Source organism: Rhizobium sp. CIAT894, assembly GCF_000172795.2.
Lineage (GTDB): Bacteria > Pseudomonadota > Alphaproteobacteria > Rhizobiales > Rhizobiaceae > Rhizobium.
The window spans coordinates 215,748-236,748 of the sequence record NZ_CP020951.1; the positions used below are offsets into that span (position 1 = coordinate 215,748).

A 21,001-nucleotide genomic window follows, 5' to 3' on the forward strand; every position below is an offset into this window, starting at 1 on the left:
CGCGAAGCGCTTTTGCCGCAACGACATGCGTAAAACAAAGACCTAAAGCGCGACGAGCGAATCTGAAAGATCGCGACGCGCTTTAGACTGTACAGCGAAAAATGATGTGAGCATGCTGTCGAAATCGCAGCGGTCCGAACGTCTTTAGGTGGCGAGGCGTGGAGTGCGGCGGGGAGCCGCAGGCGTCGCGATCACTCTGTCGGCATGGAGGTATGAAGCCATGAGTGTTTCCTATCGTTGGGTCATCGTCGCTGCGGGCGCCTTGATGACGTGCGTTGCGCTCGGCGCGATGTTCTCGCTGGCGATTTTTCAGGAGCCGATTGCCACCGCCACCGGCTGGTCGCATGTCGGCATCGCCAGCGCGATGACGCTGAATTTCATCGTCATGGGTTTCGGCGGCTTCCTCTGGGGTGCGGCCAGCGACCGCTTCGGCCCGCGCATCGTCGTGCTGATCGGCTCCGTGCTGCTCGGGCTGGCACTGGTGCTCGCAAGCCGGGCCGAGACGCTCAGGCAGTTCCAGCTGACCTACGGCATCCTCGTCGGCTTGGCCGCCAGCACCTTCTTCGCGCCGATGATTGCCGTAACGACCGCCTGGTTCGACGAAAACCGCGGCCTTGCGGTGTCGCTCGTCTCCGCCGGCATGGGTGTGGCGCCGATGACGATCTCGCCCTTCGCACGCTGGCTGATCTCGGCCTATGAGTGGCGGCCGGCCATGCTGATGATCGGCATTGCTACCTGGCTGCTGCTCGTGCCGGCCGTTCTGCTGGTCAGGCGTCCGCCCGCCGCGGCCGCGGAAACCGGAACCGGCTTTGCAGTCGACGGTGCCCGGCCGCAGCTGTCGAAAGTCTTTCGATCGCCGCAATTCATCGTGCTGGGCCTGACCTTCTTTGCCTGTTGCGCGGCGCATTCCGGGCCGATCTTCCACATGGTGAACTATGCGACGATCTGCGGCGTCGCCCCGATGGCGGCCGTCAGCATCTACAGCGTCGAGGGGCTGGCGGGCCTCGGCGGCCGTCTGCTCTATGGCAGCCTTGCCGACAGGATCGGCGTGAAGCCGGTGCTGGTCGCCGGCCTGCTGGTGCAGGCGGGCGCACTCGCGACCTATCTCTTCGTCAGCCAACTCGGCGAATTCTATGCGCTCGCCATCGTCTTCGGCAGCGCCTATGGCGGCGTGATGCCGCTCTATGCGGTGCTGGCGCGGGAATATTTCGGGCCGCGCATCATCGGCACGGTCTTCGGCGCGGCGACGATGCTGTCGAGCATCGGCATGGCCTTCGGACCGCTGATCGGCGGCTGGATCTTCGATAGGTTCGCCAATTATTCCTGGCTGTTCATCGGCTCGGCGATGGTCGGGCTCGGGGCCGCGGCGATCGCGCTGGCCTTTCCGCCGCTGGCTCGCCAGAAGCCGCAGCCTGCTTTCGGCGTGTCTTCGTGATGAGGCTCCCCTTCGATCGAGGAGGCATGCGAAGGAAAACCCCTCCCCAACCCCTCCCCACAAGGGGGAGGGGCTAAGATGCCGCACCGCTTCACATAGACTCTATCGTATCAATCCGTCGAACGGTAACAGCCAGCAAGACCTCTGCTTTTGGTCGCCGCCGGACACCACAGCTTAGTCCCTCCCCCTTGTGGGGAGGGGTTGGGGAGGGGTCTTTTGTTGTCCGACGGCCAGCCACGGCATTTCCCCCAATTCAATTCTCGCCTTTTCGTGCATTGCCCTTCGCCGATTTCGGCTGATAGACTTCCCCTGTCTGTTTCATCACCTATGTCCGTGATTTTGGAGGCTATCTCAGCCATGGCAGAACTTGCGCAATTGCTTGCATCCATCAAACTTCCGGATCTCTCAGGCAAGGCGGTGCTGATCACCGGCGCCTCGACCGGGATCGGGGCGGCGCTTGCCCGCGCCTTTGCGGCGCAGGGGGCAAAGGTCGGCGTGCATTACAATGCCAGCCGCGAGCCGGCGGAGGCGCTCGCCGAGGAGATCCGGGCGGCCGGCGGCACCGTGCATCTGATCCAGGGCGACGTCTCGAGGGAAGGGGAGACCGAGCGGGTCGTCGAGGAGACGGCCAAGACCTTCGGCCATCTCGACGGCCTCATCAACAATGCCGGCGGCATGCTGGGGCGCAAGCCGACTTCGGAATATACCGATGCGCATTATGCCGCTGTCATGGACCTCAATGCCCGCTCGGTGCTGGCGGCAACGCGCGCAGCCCACCCCTGGCTGAAGAAGCAGGGCGGTTTCATCATCAACACCACCTCGATTGCCGCCCGCAACGGCGGCGGCAACGGCGCGATCCTTTATGCGGCGTCCAAGGGCTTCGTCTCGACGATCACCCGCGGCCATGCCAAGGAATTCGTCGGCGACAGGATCCGCGTCAATGCGGTGGCGCCCGGGGTCATCGCCACGCCCTTCCACGAGCGTTATACCAATGACGAGCAGATGGAACTGCAGCGCAAGTCGATCCCGATGGGCTTCGTCGGCACCTCCGAGGATTGCGTCGGCGCCTATCTCTTCCTCGCCTCGCCGACCTTGTCGGGTTACATCACCGGCCAGATCATCGAGGTCAATGGCGGCCAACTGATGCCGTAGCGGCTGCCCCGGCGAGCCGCATCGTTCGCTTTTCCCGTCAAGGACGGAACTTTCGAACCGCCGTAACGTTTCCTGCTTGGCCACATCACCAAGCGGGGCATCATGAGCTTTTCATTTTCGGAACTCGACTTCCTCAAGCCGGAGCTGGGGGCGGAGTATACGGGTTCCGGGACGCATTTCGCTGTGTTCTCGGCGCATGCGGAACAGATAGAGCTCTGCCTCTTCTCACCCGACGGAAAAAACGAAATCGCCAGGCTGCCGCTGCCGAAGCGCGAGGGTGACATCTGGTCGGGCTATATCGCCGGCGTCGGACCGGGCACCGTTTACGGTTATCGCGCCCATGGGCCTTACGACCCCAACGCCGGCCATCGCTTCAACGCAAACAAGCTTCTGCTCGATCCCTATGCCAAACAGGTGACGGGGGCGCTGCAGTGGGACGACGCGCTGTTCGGTTATCGGATCGGCGAGGACGACCTTTCCTTTGACGACCGCGACAGCGCGCCTTTCACGGTCAAGGGCGTGGTGCAGGATCCGGACTTCGACTGGGCGGGTGAAGAGGCGATCCGCCGCCCCTGGCCCGACACCATCATCTATGAGGCGCATGTACGCGGCCTGACGATGACGCATCCGAAGGTGCCCGACCGGCTGCGCGGCACCTTTCTCGGCATGTGCAGCGATCCGATCATCGATCATCTCGTCAAGCTCGGCATCTCGGCGATCGAGCTTCTGCCGATCCAGTATTTCCTCGACGATCGTTATCTTCTGGAAAAGAACCTGACGAACTACTGGGGCTACCAGACGCTCGGTTTCTTCGCGCCGCAATCGCGCTACATGTCGAGCGACAAGATCACTGAGATCAAGACCATGGTGCGGAAGTTCCATGCCGCCGGCATCGAGGTCTTCATGGACGTGGTCTATAACCACACGGCCGAGGGCAGCGAGAAGGGGCCGACGCTCTCCTTCCGCGGGCTCGACAATGCGAGCTATTACATCCTCTCGCCCGACGATCCCCGCCACACCTTCGATACGACGGGCACCGGCAATACGCTGAATGTCGCCAACCCGATGGTGATGCGCATGGTGCTCGACAGCCTGCGCTACTGGGTGGGCGTCATGCATATCGACGGCTTCCGCTTCGATCTCGCCAGCACGCTCGGGCGGCAGGATCTGGAGTTCGACCGTCAGGGCCTGTTCTTCGGGGCGATCCGCCAGGATCCGATCCTTGCAGGCGTCAAGCTGATCGCCGAACCATGGGATATCGGCGAGGGCGGTTATCAGGTCGGCGGCTTCCCGTACCCCTTCCGCGAATGGAACGACAAGTTCCGCGACGATGTGCGCCGTTTCTGGAAGGGTGATGGCGGCATGGTGTCGGAGGTGGCCGCCCGCGTCACCGGCTCGGCGCCGCAGTTCAACCATTCAGACCGGGGCGCGACGTCCTCGATCAATCTTCTGTCGGCCCATGACGGTTTCACGCTGACGGATACGGTTTCTTTCGACGGCAAGCACAACGAGGCGAACGGCGAGGACAACAGGGACGGCCATTCGGACAATCATTCCGACAATATGGGCGCCGAGGGCGCCACCGACGATGCCGGTATCAATGCGGCCCGCGCCCGGCGGCGGCGCAACATGATGGCGACGCTGATGCTGTCCCAGGGCGTGCCGATGATCCTGGCCGGCGACGAGCTCGGCAACAGCCAGGGCGGCAACAACAATGCCTATTGCCAGGACAATGAAATCGGCTGGACGAGTTGGGATGGGCTCGACGATCCCTTCCTCGATTTCTGCCGGCAGGCCGTCGCCTTCCGCAAGGCTCATCCGGTCCTCAGGCAGGAGCGGTTCCTGACCGGCGAGACCAGCGAGGACGGGCGCATCGAGATCGCCTGGTACAAGCCCGATGGCAGCTTCATGGATGACGGTGCCTGGAACGACGACGGATTACAGGTGCTCGGCGTCTATATCTCGAAAAGCGCGCAGGCGCCGGATACCGAAACGATGGACGATCTCTTCCTTGTCTTCAACGCCGGTGGCGATTGCGAGGTCCACCTGCCCGAGGTGAACGGGCTGACGCAATGGTCGCGGGTTTTCGACACAGGGGCGGAGACCGGCGCCTTCGAGGTGTACGACCAAGACAATCCCGTCATCGTCTATACCCAGAGCGCGGCCGTCTTTGCGCCGACAGGGCAGACCCAGCCGCCGGAGGGCGCGACCAAGGCCCAGCGCCGCCGCTGGTTCCAGTTCGGCCGCCGCAACAAATAGCAGGTCGATCAGAGCATGAATGCCGAAGCCATCACCGAACTTGGCCTTGTCTATGTCAGCGATACCGAACCGGGCATCCGCAGGCGAAGGAAGGGCAAGGGTTTCAGCTACGTGATGCCGGACGGCCGGACGCTGGCCGATGAATTGCAGCGGGCGCGCATCGGCGCGCTCGGCCTGCCGCCGGCCTATGAGAATGTCTGGATCTGCCTCTATGAAAACGGTCACCTGCAGGCGACGGGCTATGATGCGCGCGGGCGCAAGCAATACCGCTACCACAAGGAATGGCAATCCTTCCGCAGCGCCGGAAAATTCCACCAGCTGATCGAATTCGGCCGGGCATTGCCGAGGATACGCCGCACCGTGCTGCGCCATCTCGATACCGGCGCGGAGGATGTCAACGGTGTGCTGGCGGCTTTGACGACGCTGCTCGACGAAGCGCATTTGCGCGTCGGCAACCAGGCCTATGTGCGGGAGAACGGCACCTATGGCGCAACGACGCTGCTCAAGCGGCACCTGAAGATCGTCGACGGACAGATCGAGCTGAAATTCCGCGCCAAGGGCGGCAAGCGCGTCCAGCGCAGCCTCAAGCATCCGAGGCTGCAGAAGATCCTGGAGGAAATTGCCGACCTGCCCGGCCGCCAGCTCTTCGTCTGGAAGGATGAAAGCGGAGTACTGAAACCGATCGATTCCGGCCGGCTGAACGCCTATCTGGCCGAGATATCGGAGATTCCCATTTCGGCGAAGACGTTCCGCACATGGGCGGGATCGCTCGCGGCGTTCGGCGCGGCGCGCGAGACGATCATGAACGGCGGCCGGCCGACGGTGAAGGAAATGTCGGAGGCGGCGGCCGAGACCTTGCACAACACGCCGGCGATTTCGCGCTCAAGCTATATCCATCCGGCGATCATTGCGCTCGCCGGCAACGATCATCCGCTGATCGACAGCGGCACCGAACCGCTGCGGGGCTTGCGGGCCGAGGAAAACAGGCTACTTGATTTCCTGACACGCGAGATCGAGGAATGAGCCCGGGTAATCTGCCGAAATCAGACGTATCGTTGACCCATCCCGACCGGCTCTATTGGCCGGACGAGGGCGTGACCAAACAGGCGCTCGCGGATTATTATGCTGCGGTCTGGCGCTTCATGGCACCCTATGTCGTCAACCGGCCTTTGGCGCTGCTGCGCCTGCCGGACGGAATAAAAGGCCATCAGCGGTTTTTCCAGAAACACGCCTGGAAGGGCATGAATCCCCACATCGAGGAGGTCGCCGACCCGCAGGATGCCGATGGCGAAAAGCTGCTTGATATCGTGGATTTCAACGGCGTCGCGGCGCTGGTGCAATCGGCTGTGCTCGAGATCCATCCCTGGGGCACGACAATCGATCATTGGGAAAGACCTGACATGATCACCATGGATCTCGATCCCGGCGAAGACGTGGCCTGGGATGCGGTGATCGCGGCCGCACTTGACGTGAAGGCGCGGCTGGAAGCCCGCGGCCTTGCCGCCTTCGTCAAGACGTCGGGCGGCAAGGGGCTGCATGTGGTGACGCCGCTTGCGCCGAAGGCCGGCTGGACCGAGGTGAAGGATTTCGCCCATTCGCTTGCCGAGGGCATGTCGGCCGATATGCCGGACAAATATCTCTCAACCGCGACGAAGGCCAAACGCGGCGGCCATATCTATATCGACTATCTCCGCAACGGCCGCGGCAATACGGCGGTCGCGGCCTATTCGACGCGGGCGCGACCGGGTGCTCCGGTTTCGATGCCGCTCGGTTGGCAGGAGTTGAACGAGCTGCCCGGTCCGGCCGCTTTCACGCTCGCCAATGTGCCGCAGCAACTGGAAACCCGGCCGAAGGACCCATGGGGCGATTTCTTCGATGCGGCCGTGCCACTGGAATGAGATCACTTCATCCGGCGCTATCGAGTTCGGGATAATGCCGGAAAATTCCTTCCTCGTTGAAGGCAAGGCGGCGACGGGAGGCGAGATAGCGGGCAATGTTCGGGCGCTCCGCGACCTTGTCGCGCAATGCGAGCAGAGCGGGGTATTCCGCCTTGCGGCTGGCCATGGCGTTAGGAAAGGCATAGCTCAGGCCCTCGATCACCTGGAAGACCGACAGGTCGACATAGGTGAGCGCGTTGCCGACCATGTGGTTGGGGCCGTTCGGGTTCTGCCGCAGCACACGCTCGAAATAGCCGAGGAATTTCGGAATGCGTTCGCGGATGAAGGCGGCCGAGCGGGCTTTGGCTTCCTGTTTCTGGTCTTCGTAATAGAGCGCCACATCGATCGGGTGATGGGTGTCGTGCACCTCGGCGACAAAATCGGTGATGGTCAGCTGCAGGCCGTTGGCGACATGGCGAAGGCCTTCATTATCAGGCGCAAGGCGGAGCTTCGGGCCGAGATAAAACAGGATGTTGGCGACATGTGGGATGATGAGGTCGCCATCCCTGAGGAAGGGCGGCGCGAAGGGAATGTGCGGTTCGCTTTCGCTTTCCATGATCTTAAACATGGCGCCGGTGCCGCGCCCGGGTTCACGGGTGATGTCGATATAGTCGGCGCCGGCTTCCTCCAGCGCCAACCGGACGAACTCGCCCCGACCCTGGATGCCGTCCCAATAATAAAGCTCGTATGGCATATCCGCTTAACCCTTCGGTTGACGACCGAAGTCTTTTCGCAGTTCGTCCTTGGCTTTTTCAAGGGTGCCGCGCCGCTTTTTCGTCAGTTGGTCGCCGGCGCGGTTGATGTAGAAGGTCAGCATCGACATGGCCGCGCGGAAGGGGCTCGACTTGCGCCGATCGCTTTCCTCGGCGGAGTGCTTTACGGAGCGGGCAATCTTCTTCGGATCGTTCGACTTGAACGCACCTTTCTTCAGGTCCATCGCGTCGCTGTGTTCGGTGACGGTCTGCGACCATTTCTTCTTCGATTTGGCCATGACTGATATCCCTTTGCCGGGAATTGCGTAAAAACTAAAAGTTAGAGCGGTTCAGTGCCTCTGTGAAACCTAACCGATCTAATGGTTGCTGTGGTGTTCGTTGCGTTTGCGCGTCGCCGCGGCCTTCTTCGCCGAGGCGGAGCGTTCGGCTTTCGAGCGTGCGGCGGATGCTGTGCCGCCGGCGCGGCCACCCTTTTCGGAGGATTCATGCGTATCCTTCTTGCCGCGGCCGGAGCCGGATTTGTTGCCGCCGCCACTTTCCTTGTTGACGGTCGCCCAGGCGCGCCGTTCGGCCTCCTTCTCGGAGACGCCGCGATCCTCGTAGCCCTCTTCGATGTGCTCGGCCTTGCGTTTCTGCTTGTCGGTATAGTCGGACTTGTCACCTCTCGGCATCGTCGCCTCCTCTGTTTTGCAAAGGGATTGAACCGTCATCGACCGCAAAAGTTCCGGCGAACGCATCGGTCGGCAAAGGCGGGATGCGCAACAATGCCGACAGCACCGGCTTCCGATGGAAACTGGCGATCGACGTGAAGCCGTCTGCGGCGCCACCGGAAGAGTTGTTATTTTCGATGGAGCTTTTGCGATGCAGTAAAAGCGCGGGCGATGTCGAAGGAGGGCGGCTGCACCGGTTGACGGGGATCGCGGAAAACCAGCCCGACGAGATTGTCGACGACAAGGATGAAGCCGAGCGCGAGACCAAGATAGAGCAATGCGGCGATGACGAGGAGCGACATCTCCATCCCTCACACGATCGCGGTCGACGTACGGCCGCCGGCTGTGGCAAGCGGGGCGAAGAGGATATCGGTATGGCCGTCGTTCATGGCAACTTTCCCGGTTTCGCCACAAACAGCCACTGAATGTCGTTGTTCCCGGTTATCGGGCGAGGGCTCAAATTTTTTGGGAAGCTCCAAAGCTTGCTGCGTCATCCGGCCTCTGTTCACCCCCCGTGGAAGCCCACCTTTGAAATTCCATAAAGCACAACTAATTCAGGCATATGACAAACAGCATCAAAGGGCGCCGAGACGACGCCCTTTATTCAATCGATCTGCTCGGTATTGCGGTATTCAGGACGCCGTCTTGCGGCTCGCAGTCCGTTTCGGCGCGGGTGTGACGACGCCGTTCGTCTTGCTGGCGGCGACGCTGCGCTTCGCCCTGGGCTTGATTTCCTTGCCTTGGGAAGCAGCAGAACCGTCGAGCGCCTCGCGCTCGTGTCGTGCCTGTTCCCAATGGATGGATTCTCGCCCTGTCGGATAGCCCTCTTCTTCCCAGAGGGCGTAGGCACGTTTTTTTATCCACTCGTCCCGAGTTTCTGTCATCGCTGATCTCCAGTCACATGATGCCGTCGTTCGAACGCGATACTGCCCCGGATGGTTCCAGAGGAGGGGGACTGTTTCAAGAGAAATCGCCCTGCAACCGTAAATATTTTCGCGTTGCAGCATGCCAGGGTTTAGAATCGGCAATCATCCGGGCTGAAACTCCGCCGCCATGTGCAGATCTGACACGAAATCCCGGCGCAATCTTCGCTGCTCGGCCTCGTCGCGAATGCGCAGGAGATAGGAGGGGTGGATGGTGACCAGGACAGGCGGACGGTTTGCCGGATGCAGGATATGACCGCGCTCCGGTGTCAGCTTTACCTTCGGCCCGAGCAGTGCGTAAAGCGCGCTTGCGCCGAGGGTGACGACGAGTTTCGGCTTGATGATGTTGAGTTCGGCGCCGAGCCACCAGGCGCAACGCCGGATCTCGCCGGCATTGGGTTTTGCATGCAGCCGCCGTTTGCCGCGCGACGTGAACTTGAAGTGCTTGACGGCATTGGTGACGTAGCAGCGCTCGCGGTCGAGACCGGCCTCCTCAAGGCACTGATCGAGCAGCCGGCCGGCGGGACCGACAAAGGGCTTGCCGCTCAGATCTTCCCGGTCGCCCGGCTGCTCGCCGACAAGAACGATCTCGGCTTGCCCAGCCCCCTCGCCGAAGACGATCTGCGTGGCATTCCTGTAAAGATCGCAGCGGGTGCAGCCTTCGGCCTGATGCCGGAGCCCGGCAATGCTTGTCGCATCCGCGATGTCGAGCGCCAGGGCCGGGCCGATATTTGCGGCGATGTTCATGATGGCGGTCCTCATCTTCTTGGGACCAATCGTTCCGTGCCGGGATTGTTCCCGTAGGGGAGCGAGCCGGCAAAATGAACACGGCGAAAAATTCGCGTCATGAGAGAGAGCCGGCGCGATTGAACGCCGCCGTTTCCCGGCTATATTTGCCAGCGATGTTCTATCTCCTGTCGACCTACTGGCCGCATATCCTCTTTGTCGTTTCGATCGCCATGGGGGCCGCGGCGGCGATCCATGCCGCCATGACCAAGGAAGAGGTGCGCGCGGCGATCGGCTGGGTCGGCGTCATCATTCTGTCTCCGATCATCGGTGCGGTGCTTTATGCGATTGCCGGCATCAACCGCATTCGCCGGAAATCGCTGAGCATTCGCCGCGACGCGCTGCTGCCGGCGGCCGAAATCGACGAGCTGGAGACATTCGACGCCGAGGCCGAGACCGTCATCAGCCAGTACGGCCGCCGATTTGCTGCGCTGCAGACGCTCGGCGACCGGGTGACCCGCAATCCGCTGACCTCTGGTAATTCGATCGATGTGCTGGAGACCGGCGACGAGGCCTATGCGGCGATGAAATCAGCGATCGACGAGGCGGCGCGCAGCATCCTCCTCGAAACCTATATTTTCGACCGCGACGTCATCGGCCTTCGCATCGCCGATGCGCTGATTGCGGCGGTCCGGCGCGGTGTCGAGGTGCGGGTGCTGATCGACGCGGTCGGCGCGCGTTATTCGGTGCCGAGCATTCTCGGCCATCTCCGGGATGGCGGCGTCACCGTCGCCGTCTTCAACGGCAATGTCATCATGGGCTTGCGGCTGCCCTATGCCAATCTGCGCACCCACCGCAAGATCCTGATCGTCGACGGCAAGATCGCGCTGACGGGCGGGATGAACATAAGAGCGGGTTTCAGCGAGGAAGCGACGGGCGAGAGCTTTGCGCACGATACCCATTTCAGCGTCACCGGCCCTGTCGTCGCCGACCTCTTCGATCTTGCCGCCGAAGACTGGCGCTTCTCCACGCAGGAACTGTTGAACGGCGAGGCCTGGCGCATCGAGCCGACGCAGCGCAACCCCGGCGATCCGATCCTGATGCGCGTCGTCGCTTCCGGGCCGGACCGCAGCCTCGAGACAAACCACAAGATGCTGACGGGCGCCTTTTCCGTGGCGCGCCAGTCGATCCGCATCATGTCGCCCTATTTCCTGCCGGACCGCGAGTTGATCGGCGCCCTGGTGACGGCGGCGCGGCGCGGCGTCGAAGTCGATATCATCGTGCCGGCGGTGAACAATCTCGTGCTGGTCGACCGGGCGATGACGGCGCAATTCGATCAGATCCTCAAGAACTATTGCCGCATCTGGCGCTCGACCGGCAGCTTCAGCCACTCGAAGCTTTTGACGATCGACGGCACCTGGGCCTATGTCGGCTCTTCCAATCTTGATCCGCGCTCGCTCCGGCTGAACTTCGAGGTCGATCTCGAAGTGCTGAACGAGGGCTTTGCCGGCGAGATCGACGAGCACATCGAGGAAACCCTGAAATCGGCAACGCCGGTGACGCTGGAAGGCTTACAGGCACGACCCTTCCCGGTGCGGCTGCTGGAGAAGGTGTTATGGCTTGGATCACCCTATCTCTGAAGGGATTATTTGCGCTCTGATGTGGCAAGTTCGGCTTGGCCGCCTATACTGCCGGAGTAAACCTTTTTTGATCAACGGAACAAGCGCGCCTTTCGATGCAGGCCAGAAAACACAATCTTCCCGCCAGCATTCTCGCCTCGATCAGGAGCAGGAAAAAGCGGCTCGACCCGGCCTATACGGAGGCAAGGCCTCGCAGTGCCGGCACGCTGATCGCCTCTTATAACGTGCACAAATGCGTCGGCACCGACCGTCGTTTCGATCCGGAGCGCACCAGCCGGGTGATCCATGAAATCGGCGCCGATGTGATCGCGCTGCAGGAGGCCGATACGCGCTTCGGCGAGCGCACCGGCCTTCTCGACCTCGGCCGGCTCGAGCGGGAGACGGGACTGATCCCCGTGCCGGTCGCCGGCATGGCCAAGGCGCATGGCTGGCACGGCAATGTGGTGCTGTTCAAGAAGGGCTTGGTGCATGACGTGCACCAGGTCAAGCTGCCGGGGCTGGAGCCGCGCGGCGCCCTTGTCGCCGAAATCGAACTCGAGCAGGGCGGGGTGCTGCGCATCATCGCCGCGCATTTCGGCCTGCTGCGCCACAACAGAGCCCAGCAGGCCCGCATGCTGGTCGAACTCATCAACGACCGGCACGAGATGCCGACCATCCTGCTCGGCGACCTCAACGAATGGCGGCTCGGCGACCGCTCCTCGCTCAACACCTTCCAATCCGCCTTCGGCGAACTGCCGCCCGCCGTCCCGAGCTTCCCCGCCGGCCTGCCGCTTCTCGCCCTCGACCGCATCATCGCCAACCGCAAGGGTATCGTCTCGGAAGTGGAGGCGCACGATACGCCGCTCGCGCGTATCGCCTCGGACCATTTACCGATCAAGGCACTTATCGATTTGAAATCGGCGGGCCGATAGGCCAGCATTCCGCAAATGCGCGCAAACGCCTCCCTGAGAATTAGAGACTCGGTCCAGCGGCAAAACTCGCCATGGTCACGTCGAGCAATTTCGCACCGAGTTTGAGAAACCTGCCATGCTGCCTCGACGAGACATGCGCGGTTCTTGACCTGGATCAAGGTCATAGCGAAGGGATAAACGTACCGTCACCTTGTGGTCTTGCGGCATCAACAACTCCGAAGGAGAACCACAATGGCGAACACAACCTTCCAGACTCGTTCCGATGCGTCGACGGCGACGCCCGCGCAAGTTTCCGTTCCGGTTCTCGGCGCGACGGTGGCGGTATTTACAGCCGTATCGTTCCTGCTTTGCATGGCTCTCGGCTTCGTCGCCCCCGAATGGGGGCTCCATAGGCCGTGGCTGCAGTTCTACCTCGGGCTTACCGGCTTCGACCTTTGGAGCGTGGTGCTCGGCACGGCTCAAAGCCTCATCTTCGGGGGCTATGCGGGCGCATTGCTCGGAACCATTTTCAACGTCATCAGCCGCCGTTTCGGCTGATGGACTACGCCGCCTTGGGCTTCTGTGGCCCAGCCGGTGGTTTCTGTCGATCGGGCCTGACCCGTCGGCGTGTACCCGCAGCACATAAATTCGAAGTCGCGGTGCCGCGTCAGGCGGCAGCGGTGAACTGTGACCAGCCAAAAAGGAGAAGGCATATGAAAGCGACGTTTATCAACACTGTCCTGCTGGCCGGGGCCATCACCGTGGGCGGGGCAGGTCTGAGCTTTGCTCAGGCCAGTGGAGCGGATCAGCATCATCCCGAAAGCTCGCCACAGGCTGCCTCGCCTTCCGACATGGAAGGGATGACCGGAAGCCAGGGAGCAATGCCCGGCTCCGACATGATGTCCGGCGGAATGATGGGGCAGGGCATGATGATGCGATCCGGCATGATGGGCGGCATGCCGATGATGGGAATGCGTGGGTCTATGATGAGGATCATGTTCGCCGTGGCAGATACCGATGGGGACGGTGCCTTGTCTTTCGAGGAGGTGACGGCGGTTCACAAGCGGATCTTCGACAGCGTGGATGCCAACAAGGATGGAAAGGTCACGACTGAGGAAATGCAGGCGTTCTGGCGGCCTTAGACAACCCGGCGGATCTGGTGCGGAGCTCCGTGGATGGTCGCGGAGCCTCAGAGGATATGATACGATGCTGACGCATTCACCGCGGGAGGGGTCAATGCGTCGCGTTCTTCTGGCTCTGATCCTTTTCGTACAGTCAGCCTCGATCTCGGCTGCCTCCGAGCTTTCGGTCTTCCATACGGCTTCGGTCGGCAGCAACCGGTCGATCAGCCTCAGCCTGGCGGTGGGCGGTCCCGCTCGCGACCCGGCTTTTGATTTCGACGTCGTCATCGCGCTATCGGAACTCGACGGTGGCGGGATAGTGCTCTATCGGGACGCCGGAAGGCACCAGGCAAGCGTGCGTTGCGTTTCCCCCGCCATGGTCAGGATGAGTTCCGCCGACTACCCGATCGACGTGTCGGCGCGGCCGGGCGCGGACTGGAAGCACGATCTCTGGGCCGCGCTCTGCAAAGCGCCGATTTCCTGACTGGCCGACGTGGTTTGACGACTGCCGCATCAGCCTTTCCCGGGGCGAACCTCTTTGAACACGTAGGGTGCTTCGCCGCCCGAGGGGATAGCATAAACATCATAGGACGCCCGCCGGTGTTCACCCATTCCCAGCGAACCGGGCGGCATGCCCGGCACAGCCAGCCCGCGGAGCGGCGGCCGCTCCTGCAGGAGTTGCCGGACGGACGCGAGCGGCACGTGTCCCTCGAGGTAGTATTCTTCGACGACGGCGGTGTGGCAGCCCTCCAAATCGGCCGGCACGCCCAAGCGCGCCTTGATCGCGGCGAGGTCGTCGGTGTCGCGGACGTCGACGGAAAATCCCGCCGCGGCCATCGCCTTCGACCATTCATGGCAGCAGCCACAATCGGGATCCTTGTAGATTGTCATCTTCGTCGTAACGGCGAAGGCCCCTCGGCGAGGAAACGCCAGAGCGGATGCCGCCATTGCAACGAAGCTTCTCCTGCGCATATATCCACTCCTTAATGCGCCGCCCGGGGGCCGAGTTGGTACCCGGGCGGCCGTACGTTATTTTACTTCGGTGACGGTCAGCTTGCCATTCACGCGTTCGGCGACGAACTCGATGCTTGAACCTTCCTTCAGCTTTTCGAGCAGTGCCGGGTCCTCGACCCGGAAGACCATGGTCATTCCAGGCATGTCGAGATTCTTCAGGTCTTCATGCTTGATGGTGACCTTCTTCGCCTTGGCATCGACCTTGTTGACGACGCCCTTGGTGAATTCCTCGGCCAATGCACCGAAGGCTGCCGAGACCGAGAGCAGAGCGGCTATGCCGATTTTGATCATTGTGGATTTCATCTTCATATCTCCTTGTGTTGCGGTTCACTTGCCAGCGACGGTGACGTCGCCGTGCATGCCGGCTTCGTAGTGGCCGGGGATGAGGCAGGCGAACTTGAAGGCGCCGTCGGACGTGAATTTCCAGACGATCTCGCCGGATTGTCCGGCCGGGAGGCGGATGGAATTGGCGTCGGCATGTTCCATTTCGGGGAACTTCTCCATGACCTTCTTGTGCTCCAGGATCTTGTCTTCCTGATCGAGCACGAACTCGTGGTCGACCGTCCCGGCATTCTTGATCGCGATCTTGACCGTCTGACCCCTGCGGACGGAGAAGACGGCCGGGGTGAAGAGCATCTTGCCGTCGTCGGTTTCCGTCATCGTGACGCGGATCGTCTGCGTCGCCTTGGCCTTGTCGCCGGGCTCGCCGACAGCCATCTTCTCACCGTGGCCGCCGGCGTGATTGCCGGAGGCGAAAGCCGGGCCTGCCAGGGCGACGAACGCCAATGCGAGTATATGGTTCTTCATGCGTATATCCTTTCTGGACGTGGGGGATTGAGCCTCAGCCTTTTGTCGGCTTCGGTGTGATTTGCATTTTTGCGTCTTTGGCCTTGGTCGCGTCCGGCAGTTCGCCGGTCCATTCCCAGGCCTGTGTTCCGGGCGGGTTATCGTACCAGCCCGGATCGGCGTAATCGTCCGCCGAGATGCCCTCGCGGACTTTCACCACCGAGAACATGCCGCCCATCTCGATGGGGCCATGCGGGCCCCAGCCCGTCATCATGGGGACAGTGTTTTCAGGGATGGGCATTTCCATCTCGCCCATATCGGCCATGCCCTTGGTGCCCATGGGCATGTATTCCGGCTGCAGCTTCCTGATCTTCTCGGCAACCTTCGACTTGTCGGCACCGATGAAGGTCGGGATGTCGTGCCCCATCGCGTTCATCGTATGATGCGACTTGTGGCAGTGGATGGCCCAGTCGCCGAGATACTTGGCGTCGAACTCGTAGGCCCGCATCGCGCCGACCGGGATGTCGATGCTGACCTCGGGCCAGCGCGCCTCCGGCCGCACCCAGCCGCCATCCGTGCATGTCACCTCGAAGTCGTAGCCATGCATGTGGACGGGGTGGTTGGTCATCGTCAGGTTGCCGACGCGCACCCGCACCCTGTCGTTTTTCGAGACGACCAGCGGGCTGATGCCCGGAAACACGCGGCTGTTCCAGCACCACATGTTGAAATCGGTCATCTCCATGATGCGCGGCACATAGGAACCGGGATCGATGTCATAGGCGTTGAGCAGGAAGACGAAGTCGCGGTCGACGCGCATGAACGTCGGATCGCGGGGATGGACGACGAAGAAGCCCATCATGCCCATCGCCATCTGCACCATCTCGTCGGAATGCGGGTGGTACATGAAGGTGCCTGATTTCACGAGGTCGAACTCGTAGATGTAGGTCTTGCCGACGGGGATGTGCGGCTGCGTCAATCCACCGACACCGTCCATGCCGGATGGCAGGATCATGCCATGCCAGTGGATGGTCGTGTGTTCCGGCAGCTTGTTGGTAACGAAGATGCGGACTCGGTCGCCCTCAACGGCCTCGATCGTCGGTCCGGGCGACTGGCCGTTGTAACCCCACAGGTAGGCGGTCATGCCGTCGGCCATCTCACGCTCCACCGGTTCGGCGACGAGGTGGAACTCCTTGACGCCGTTATTCATCCGGTGGGGCAGGGTCCAGCCATTGAGGGTGACAACCGGCTGGTAGTCGGGGCCCGAGGTCGGGTGAAGCGGCGGCTGCATGTCGGCCGACGCCATTGTCGGAGCGTCGGGAAGGCCCATGGCCGAGGTCTTTGTCCAGGCGCCAGCCGCCAGCAGGGCCGCGCTTGCTCCGAACAGTTGTCTTCTGTTGAACATGGTGAGGTCCTTTCTCAATGGCCGCCGCCACCGCTGCTTTCGGAAGCAGCGGCGACTTCGGTTTCTGCCGACGCGTTCGACGCCTCGCCGCCATAGATCGCGGGCGCGAGAGTGGCTTCGGCCAGCCAGAAGTCGCGTTTCGCATTGACGGAGAGCAGGATGGAGTTGATCTTGTCGCGCGTGTCGGTCAGCAGCTCGAAGGTGTTGGTAATCATGCCGTTGTAGGACAGCAGGGACTCCTCCTCGACCTTGCTGCGCAGCGGAACGACATTGTTGCGGTAGTGCCGCGCGATGTCGTAGTTCGAGCGGTACGCCTCGTAAGCGGAGCGCGCTTCCGAGCGGACGTTGACGGCCTTCTCCGCGAGCTGGTTCGCCGCCCGCATGTATGCCAGCTCAGCCTTGCGCATCCGGGCCTTTCCGCTGTCGAAGATCGGGATGGCAAACGCAAGCTCGACCTGGCCGGTCGTCCTCGTCTTCTTCTCGTCATCCTCGATTTCCTGCTCCGTTTCGAAGCCGGTCAGGATCTCGAGGTCGGTGACATAGCGTGTCGCCTCGGTCAGGCCGTAGGACTTGGCGGTGGTTTCGAGTTCGAGCTTCGCGATCTGGAGGTCTATCCGGTTTCGGATTGCTCCGGCCTCGATGGCGTCTCGTCCACCGATGGCCCTGGGCAGCGGCGCAAGGCTGTTCGGGACCTGATAATCCAGGTCGCTGCCCCACAAGCCCATGAGCCGCGTCAGCTCCTCCTTGGCGAGGCGTGCCGCCAGTCGGGCCTTTGCCGTCTCTCCGGCAAGTTCGGCGACGAATACATGTTCGCGGGCCTGGGCGCCCTTGGTCATCGCGCCTGTCTCGCCGAGCTTCTCCGCCAGTTCGGAAGCGGCGTCCGCCGCTGCCTGGGCACGCTGGAGCTGGCCGACGGTCTCCCAGGCTGCCACTGTCCCGATCCAGGCACGTCGCGTGTCGGCGGCGACCTGGAGCGTCCTGACGGCTGCGGTCAGTTGCGCCTGGCGGAAACGGGTGTCGGCGATCGCTATGTCCCGGTTCCTGGTGGCGAGCGCCAGAATGTTCGTCGTGATCATCGCCTCGATGGTCTTGAATGCCCCAAGTTCCGGCGTCCCTAATCCCGTCGTACCGATGGCAACGGTCGGGTTGATGAACATCGTCGACTGCCAGGCATCGGCCGCGCTGTCGCCGAGATCGGCGTAGGCGGCCTGCAGGCCCTTGTTGTTGAGCAGGGCGATCTGGACGGCAGTCTCGGCATCGATGGTCTTCTTTTGCGCAAGCAGGCTTTTAACCTGCGCCGCCGCCGAGCGGGCCTGGTTCTGGTTCTGTATCCAGACCGTCTGCTTTGTGGTGACGATCGCCGTCTTGTCGGCAACGGAGGCAAAGCCGGCTTGCTTGCTTGCATATTCGGCGCCCGTGACGCAGCCGCTCAGTATCAGCGGGAACGCCAGCACCGTGACGAATTTTCCGAGGCCGATCATGAGGCGTCTCCCTTCTGAGGAGACTGCAGATCGTTCTGTCTGCGCCATGGTTTGGGGTCGACCGGCTGCCGGGTGACATAACCCGAAACCGGTGACCGATAGGCGACCGGTTTCGGGGCCGGCTCTTCGATCGCGGCGGAAGACGCCACCACGTCGGGAGGAAGCGTGGATGCGCAGCCGCCGACAACAAGCGGCAGCCCCACCACGAAAAGCGAGGGTTTCATTATAAAATTTCCGAAAAAGAGATAGCCTACGGCGCGCTTGCCCGGATGCAGGCAGGCGACCGACTGGACCCGGTCAAGCCGGTATATCCCTCATCAGATATTCGGGGGGCGATCCAGGGGCGGCAATTCCCCCGGCACGTGCTGATCGTCGATAAACTGCCGGATCGAGGCGACGACCGGACCACCCAAGCTCTGGCTCGCGCACAGAAGCACGAAGCCGCCGCAAAAATCTTTGCAGCATTCCTGTTTGGCGATCTTGGAAGGACCATCATTGTCGGCCGCATCGCCATGTGCGTGCTTGTGACTTGAGACGCCGGCCATATCGTGGCTGCCGTGGGCCGCAGCACTCGATACGGTCTTTTCGACTTGCAGGGTCGGACCGTGCATGGCGGCGTCGACATTGGAAATGCTGTACCCAGCCAGCGATACGATGATCGCCAGCCGCACGAGGAGGAGCAGTCTGCTCAGTGCGATTCGGTACATATTGCCCATAGTGCGTCGATTACATCGAACGCCGTCCATTATCAATTGCGCGGGAGGAGTAGCAGAGATTCGCGCCATTTCTGTGACGCCGGCGCATCATGCGCCGGCAGGCGGACACATTGGTGGATGTGAGTCTACAGCTTTTCGGAGGATGGATTGCGGCGGGGAAAAATCATCCGGTCAAGCGTCTCGTCCTTGAGGACAAGCGTGTGCCATGCCGCAGCGCCGAAGTGGAGGGCGACGATCAGCAGGATGATTTTCGCCAAGGCGACATGGTAGGCCGCGGTTCCGAACCAGAGATAGCTGGTGACGAAACCCAAGCCGGCCTGCACCAGGATTGCCGCGTACAGGGCGTGGTGAAGGGCAGTCGCGGCCTTCTGCCCCCACGAAGCCGGCGATTGCGGCGCCGGCGACCTCATGATGCGCAGAAGCAACCGGACGCCCATCAGGACTCCGATCAGCATGCCGGCATAATTGTGGACGTTGTGCTGGAAGAGATCGAAGGACGAGGGTGTTACGCCCATATGGGTGGCATGGTGAGTGCGTTCGATGCTGCCCCCGGTGAGGTACTGGACCGGGAGAAGCAGAGCGATCAGCCAATGAAGGCCTATCTGCGTCGTCGAATAGCTGCCTTTCATCATCCCCTCCGGACCTGCTCCACAACTATCCTGCCGCAGTTAATGCTTCGTGCGCTGCCAGCGCGGTAGGATCGACGCCTGCCGCGTGGCAGAGCAGTTACGCCCTCTTTTCGCTCGACTTCGCTGCGACAGGATCGGAGGGTCGTGCAGTCCGCCTCTCCAGAATGGGCGACCGGCGGGTCAATCACATGCGAGGTTTCCCGATGATTTCAGGAGTGACCACCATTCTCGGGGCCGTCATCGCTATCTCCGTACTGGTTGCCCCGGCAAATGCGGATATCATCGGTGACCGTCAGGCCGACATGAAAGCCATGGCCGCGGCGGCGAAGACCGTGGCTGAGATGTTCCGGAACCCCGACACCTATTCGTCGAAGGAATTCGCAGCCGCCGCCGGCACCATCGCCGAGAGGTCGGGCGAGGTGCTTGCAGGGCATTTCGCGGATGGCATCGGGGGATGCGCGGTCGGAAGCGAAGCCTGACATCGCCGAGGAGCGTGACCGCTTCGATCGTCTTGCCGAGGATCTTCGGGCCTATGCGCGTGCACTCGACGCGGCGGCAAAAGCCAATCCCGGGGAGATGACCGAACGCATGCGGATGCGGCCGGGCGAGCCGATGGGCGGCGGACCGCTCGGAACCCATGTCGCCAACGCGTCGAGGCTGTCGTCACTTCCCGCCGAACACATTTTCCACTTGATGCTGCAGACCTGCACGACCTGCCATGCGCGGTTCAGGATGGAGCGCTGACGCGAGGCGTCTGCTCGCAGACGGCGGCACAGCACCCATTGGTTAGCGGTCCGGCCGATTGAGCGTCCGGCTCATCTCCTGCGAAACAAATCCGTGAGGCGATCAAACCGCTTGGTCCAGGCCATCGGATCGCTGTTTTCAGGCGTGGACGGCCGAGTGAGCCGGTCAAGCCGAGGCAGAAGAAACGCGGCCCAGTCGTCGAGATCGCTTTTGCTGAAGTAGGGCAGCCAGACGTCGGAGGGACCATCCCACTGTCTTGGATTTGCGCGAGCGAGATCGCCGAGCTTTACCAAGACGGTTCCGCCGTTTTCCCCCACCACCTCGATTTCCGGATCGGGATCGGGCCGGGGAAGGCGGGCGATGATCTGCTCTTCTAAAGCCTTGCCAATTGCTCGATCCGCCTCGGTCAGGCGCGAAAGTATTCTTGTGTCACCGGCGGGGCCGGAATCTTCCGTCATGTTGAGCGTAAATTTGCCGCCCACCAGGCTGTTCGAATATTGGGAAACCTGTAGCCAAAAAGCCCTTTTGCCACGGATAAAGCTGCACTTGCCCGGTTGCGGCTCCCAGCCGTGCTCCGGGGCCAGCAGCAACCGCATATGCCGGTGAAACTCTCTACTTTTCAGATAGTCGCACATGCTTTTGTTCCAGCGGTATGCCTCGCGCCGGACCATCTCATGGTCCGCTCGAAGGAACAACGGATGCTTGTGTCGTTGCAAGCGTCTG

25 protein-coding genes and 1 pseudogene are annotated in these 21,001 nt (G+C 62.0%); 11 read left to right on the forward strand and 15 right to left on the reverse strand.

The window, feature by feature from the left end:
- The first annotated feature begins 220 nt into the window (after positions 1–220).
- From RHEC894_RS27345 to ligD, 5 genes are all read left to right on the forward strand, one after another.
- A complete protein-coding gene (locus RHEC894_RS27345; protein WP_085739854.1) occupies positions 221–1,435 on the forward strand; it encodes an MFS transporter in 1,215 nt (404 codons plus the stop codon).
- A 357-nt stretch (positions 1,436–1,792) separates the two neighbouring features.
- Positions 1,793–2,587, forward strand: coding sequence for an SDR family NAD(P)-dependent oxidoreductase (locus RHEC894_RS27350; RefSeq protein ID WP_085739855.1), 795 nt, complete (start codon positions 1,793–1,795; stop codon positions 2,585–2,587).
- 102 nt (positions 2,588–2,689) lie between these two features.
- Positions 2,690–4,846 (forward strand): glycogen debranching protein GlgX, encoded by a 2,157-nt coding sequence (gene glgX / locus RHEC894_RS27355; protein WP_085739856.1) that lies wholly within the window; start codon positions 2,690–2,692, stop codon positions 4,844–4,846.
- Between the two features lie 15 nt (positions 4,847–4,861).
- The gene (locus RHEC894_RS27360) at positions 4,862–5,869 is read left to right on the forward strand and encodes a DNA topoisomerase IB (protein WP_085739857.1); all 1,008 of its coding nucleotides are present in this window, start codon (positions 4,862–4,864) and stop codon (positions 5,867–5,869) included.
- On the forward strand, positions 5,866–6,744 hold the full coding sequence (gene ligD, locus RHEC894_RS27365) for a non-homologous end-joining DNA ligase (protein ID WP_085739858.1): 879 nt from the start codon (positions 5,866–5,868) through the stop codon (positions 6,742–6,744). The genes RHEC894_RS27360 and ligD overlap by 4 nt, the downstream gene beginning before the upstream one ends.
- A gap of 7 nt (positions 6,745–6,751) precedes the next feature.
- Here ligD and RHEC894_RS27370 read toward each other — a convergent pair whose 3' ends face one another.
- The 6 genes from RHEC894_RS27370 to RHEC894_RS27395 all read right to left on the reverse strand — a co-directional run bounded on the left by RHEC894_RS27370 (position 6,752) and on the right by RHEC894_RS27395 (position 9,876).
- Complete coding sequence (locus tag RHEC894_RS27370; RefSeq protein ID WP_085739859.1) at positions 6,752–7,477, reverse strand: glutathione S-transferase; 726 nt, start codon at positions 7,475–7,477, stop codon at positions 6,752–6,754.
- A gap of 6 nt (positions 7,478–7,483) precedes the next feature.
- The gene (locus tag RHEC894_RS27375) at positions 7,484–7,774 is read right to left on the reverse strand and encodes a DUF3175 domain-containing protein (RefSeq protein ID WP_085739860.1); all 291 of its coding nucleotides are present in this window, start codon (positions 7,772–7,774) and stop codon (positions 7,484–7,486) included.
- A 78-nt stretch (positions 7,775–7,852) separates the two neighbouring features.
- Entirely contained in the window at positions 7,853–8,167 is a 315-nt protein-coding gene (locus RHEC894_RS27380) for a plasmid stabilization protein (RefSeq protein WP_085740135.1), read from the reverse strand.
- A gap of 350 nt (positions 8,168–8,517) precedes the next feature.
- On the reverse strand, positions 8,518–8,700 hold the full coding sequence (locus RHEC894_RS33660; protein WP_085739861.1) for a hypothetical protein: 183 nt from the start codon (positions 8,698–8,700) through the stop codon (positions 8,518–8,520).
- Between the two features lie 138 nt (positions 8,701–8,838).
- Positions 8,839–9,090: a DUF2934 domain-containing protein gene (locus tag RHEC894_RS27390; RefSeq protein ID WP_085739862.1), complete on the reverse strand. Its 252-nt coding sequence runs from the start codon at positions 9,088–9,090 to the stop codon at positions 8,839–8,841.
- Positions 9,091–9,234: 144 nt separating this feature from the next.
- Positions 9,235–9,876, reverse strand: coding sequence for a UdgX family uracil-DNA binding protein (locus tag RHEC894_RS27395; protein WP_085740136.1), 642 nt, complete (start codon positions 9,874–9,876; stop codon positions 9,235–9,237).
- A gap of 155 nt (positions 9,877–10,031) precedes the next feature.
- Between RHEC894_RS27395 and RHEC894_RS27400 the strand changes: the two genes are divergently transcribed.
- The 5 genes from RHEC894_RS27400 to RHEC894_RS27420 all read left to right on the forward strand — a co-directional run bounded on the left by RHEC894_RS27400 (position 10,032) and on the right by RHEC894_RS27420 (position 13,990).
- On the forward strand, positions 10,032–11,495 hold the full coding sequence (locus tag RHEC894_RS27400; protein WP_085739863.1) for a phosphatidylserine/phosphatidylglycerophosphate/cardiolipin synthase family protein: 1,464 nt from the start codon (positions 10,032–10,034) through the stop codon (positions 11,493–11,495).
- A gap of 95 nt (positions 11,496–11,590) precedes the next feature.
- Complete coding sequence (locus RHEC894_RS27405) at positions 11,591–12,406, forward strand: endonuclease/exonuclease/phosphatase family protein (RefSeq protein ID WP_085739864.1); 816 nt, start codon at positions 11,591–11,593, stop codon at positions 12,404–12,406.
- 231 nt (positions 12,407–12,637) lie between these two features.
- Entirely contained in the window at positions 12,638–12,943 is a 306-nt protein-coding gene (locus RHEC894_RS27410; protein WP_085739865.1) for a hypothetical protein, read from the forward strand.
- A 155-nt stretch (positions 12,944–13,098) separates the two neighbouring features.
- Entirely contained in the window at positions 13,099–13,527 is a 429-nt protein-coding gene (locus tag RHEC894_RS27415) for an EF-hand domain-containing protein (RefSeq protein WP_085739866.1), read from the forward strand.
- Between the two features lie 94 nt (positions 13,528–13,621).
- Positions 13,622–13,990 (forward strand): hypothetical protein, encoded by a 369-nt coding sequence (locus RHEC894_RS27420; protein WP_085739867.1) that lies wholly within the window; start codon positions 13,622–13,624, stop codon positions 13,988–13,990.
- A 29-nt stretch (positions 13,991–14,019) separates the two neighbouring features.
- Here RHEC894_RS27420 and RHEC894_RS27425 read toward each other — a convergent pair whose 3' ends face one another.
- The 8 genes from RHEC894_RS27425 to RHEC894_RS27460 form a co-directional block, all read right to left on the reverse strand.
- Complete coding sequence (locus RHEC894_RS27425) at positions 14,020–14,478, reverse strand: DUF411 domain-containing protein (RefSeq protein WP_085739868.1); 459 nt, start codon at positions 14,476–14,478, stop codon at positions 14,020–14,022.
- Between the two features lie 57 nt (positions 14,479–14,535).
- Positions 14,536–14,823, reverse strand: a complete 288-nt coding sequence (locus RHEC894_RS27430; RefSeq protein WP_085740137.1) for a copper-binding protein — start codon at positions 14,821–14,823, stop codon at positions 14,536–14,538.
- Between the two features lie 24 nt (positions 14,824–14,847).
- A complete protein-coding gene (locus RHEC894_RS27435) occupies positions 14,848–15,327 on the reverse strand; it encodes a plastocyanin/azurin family copper-binding protein (protein WP_085739869.1) in 480 nt (159 codons plus the stop codon).
- Positions 15,328–15,361: 34 nt separating this feature from the next.
- Positions 15,362–16,708: a copper oxidase gene (locus tag RHEC894_RS27440; protein ID WP_085739870.1), complete on the reverse strand. Its 1,347-nt coding sequence runs from the start codon at positions 16,706–16,708 to the stop codon at positions 15,362–15,364.
- Between the two features lie 14 nt (positions 16,709–16,722).
- Positions 16,723–18,189, reverse strand: coding sequence for a TolC family protein (locus RHEC894_RS27445; protein ID WP_085739871.1), 1,467 nt, complete (start codon positions 18,187–18,189; stop codon positions 16,723–16,725).
- A complete protein-coding gene (locus RHEC894_RS27450; RefSeq protein ID WP_085739872.1) occupies positions 18,186–18,413 on the reverse strand; it encodes a hypothetical protein in 228 nt (75 codons plus the stop codon). Before RHEC894_RS27450 ends, RHEC894_RS27445 begins: the two co-directional genes overlap by 4 nt.
- 93 nt (positions 18,414–18,506) lie before the next feature.
- Positions 18,507–18,905, reverse strand: a complete 399-nt coding sequence (locus RHEC894_RS27455; RefSeq protein WP_085739873.1) for a hypothetical protein — start codon at positions 18,903–18,905, stop codon at positions 18,507–18,509.
- A gap of 125 nt (positions 18,906–19,030) precedes the next feature.
- Entirely contained in the window at positions 19,031–19,534 is a 504-nt protein-coding gene (locus tag RHEC894_RS27460; protein WP_085739874.1) for a cytochrome b/b6 domain-containing protein, read from the reverse strand.
- A 188-nt stretch (positions 19,535–19,722) separates the two neighbouring features.
- Here RHEC894_RS27460 and RHEC894_RS33665 point away from each other — a divergent pair.
- Positions 19,723–20,278 (forward strand): annotated as a pseudogene (locus RHEC894_RS33665) (cytochrome c).
- Positions 20,279–20,349: 71 nt separating this feature from the next.
- Here the strand turns inward: RHEC894_RS33665 and RHEC894_RS27470 are convergent.
- A complete protein-coding gene (locus RHEC894_RS27470; protein ID WP_085739875.1) occupies positions 20,350–20,913 on the reverse strand; it encodes a hypothetical protein in 564 nt (187 codons plus the stop codon).
- Positions 20,914–21,001: the final 88 nt, after the last annotated feature.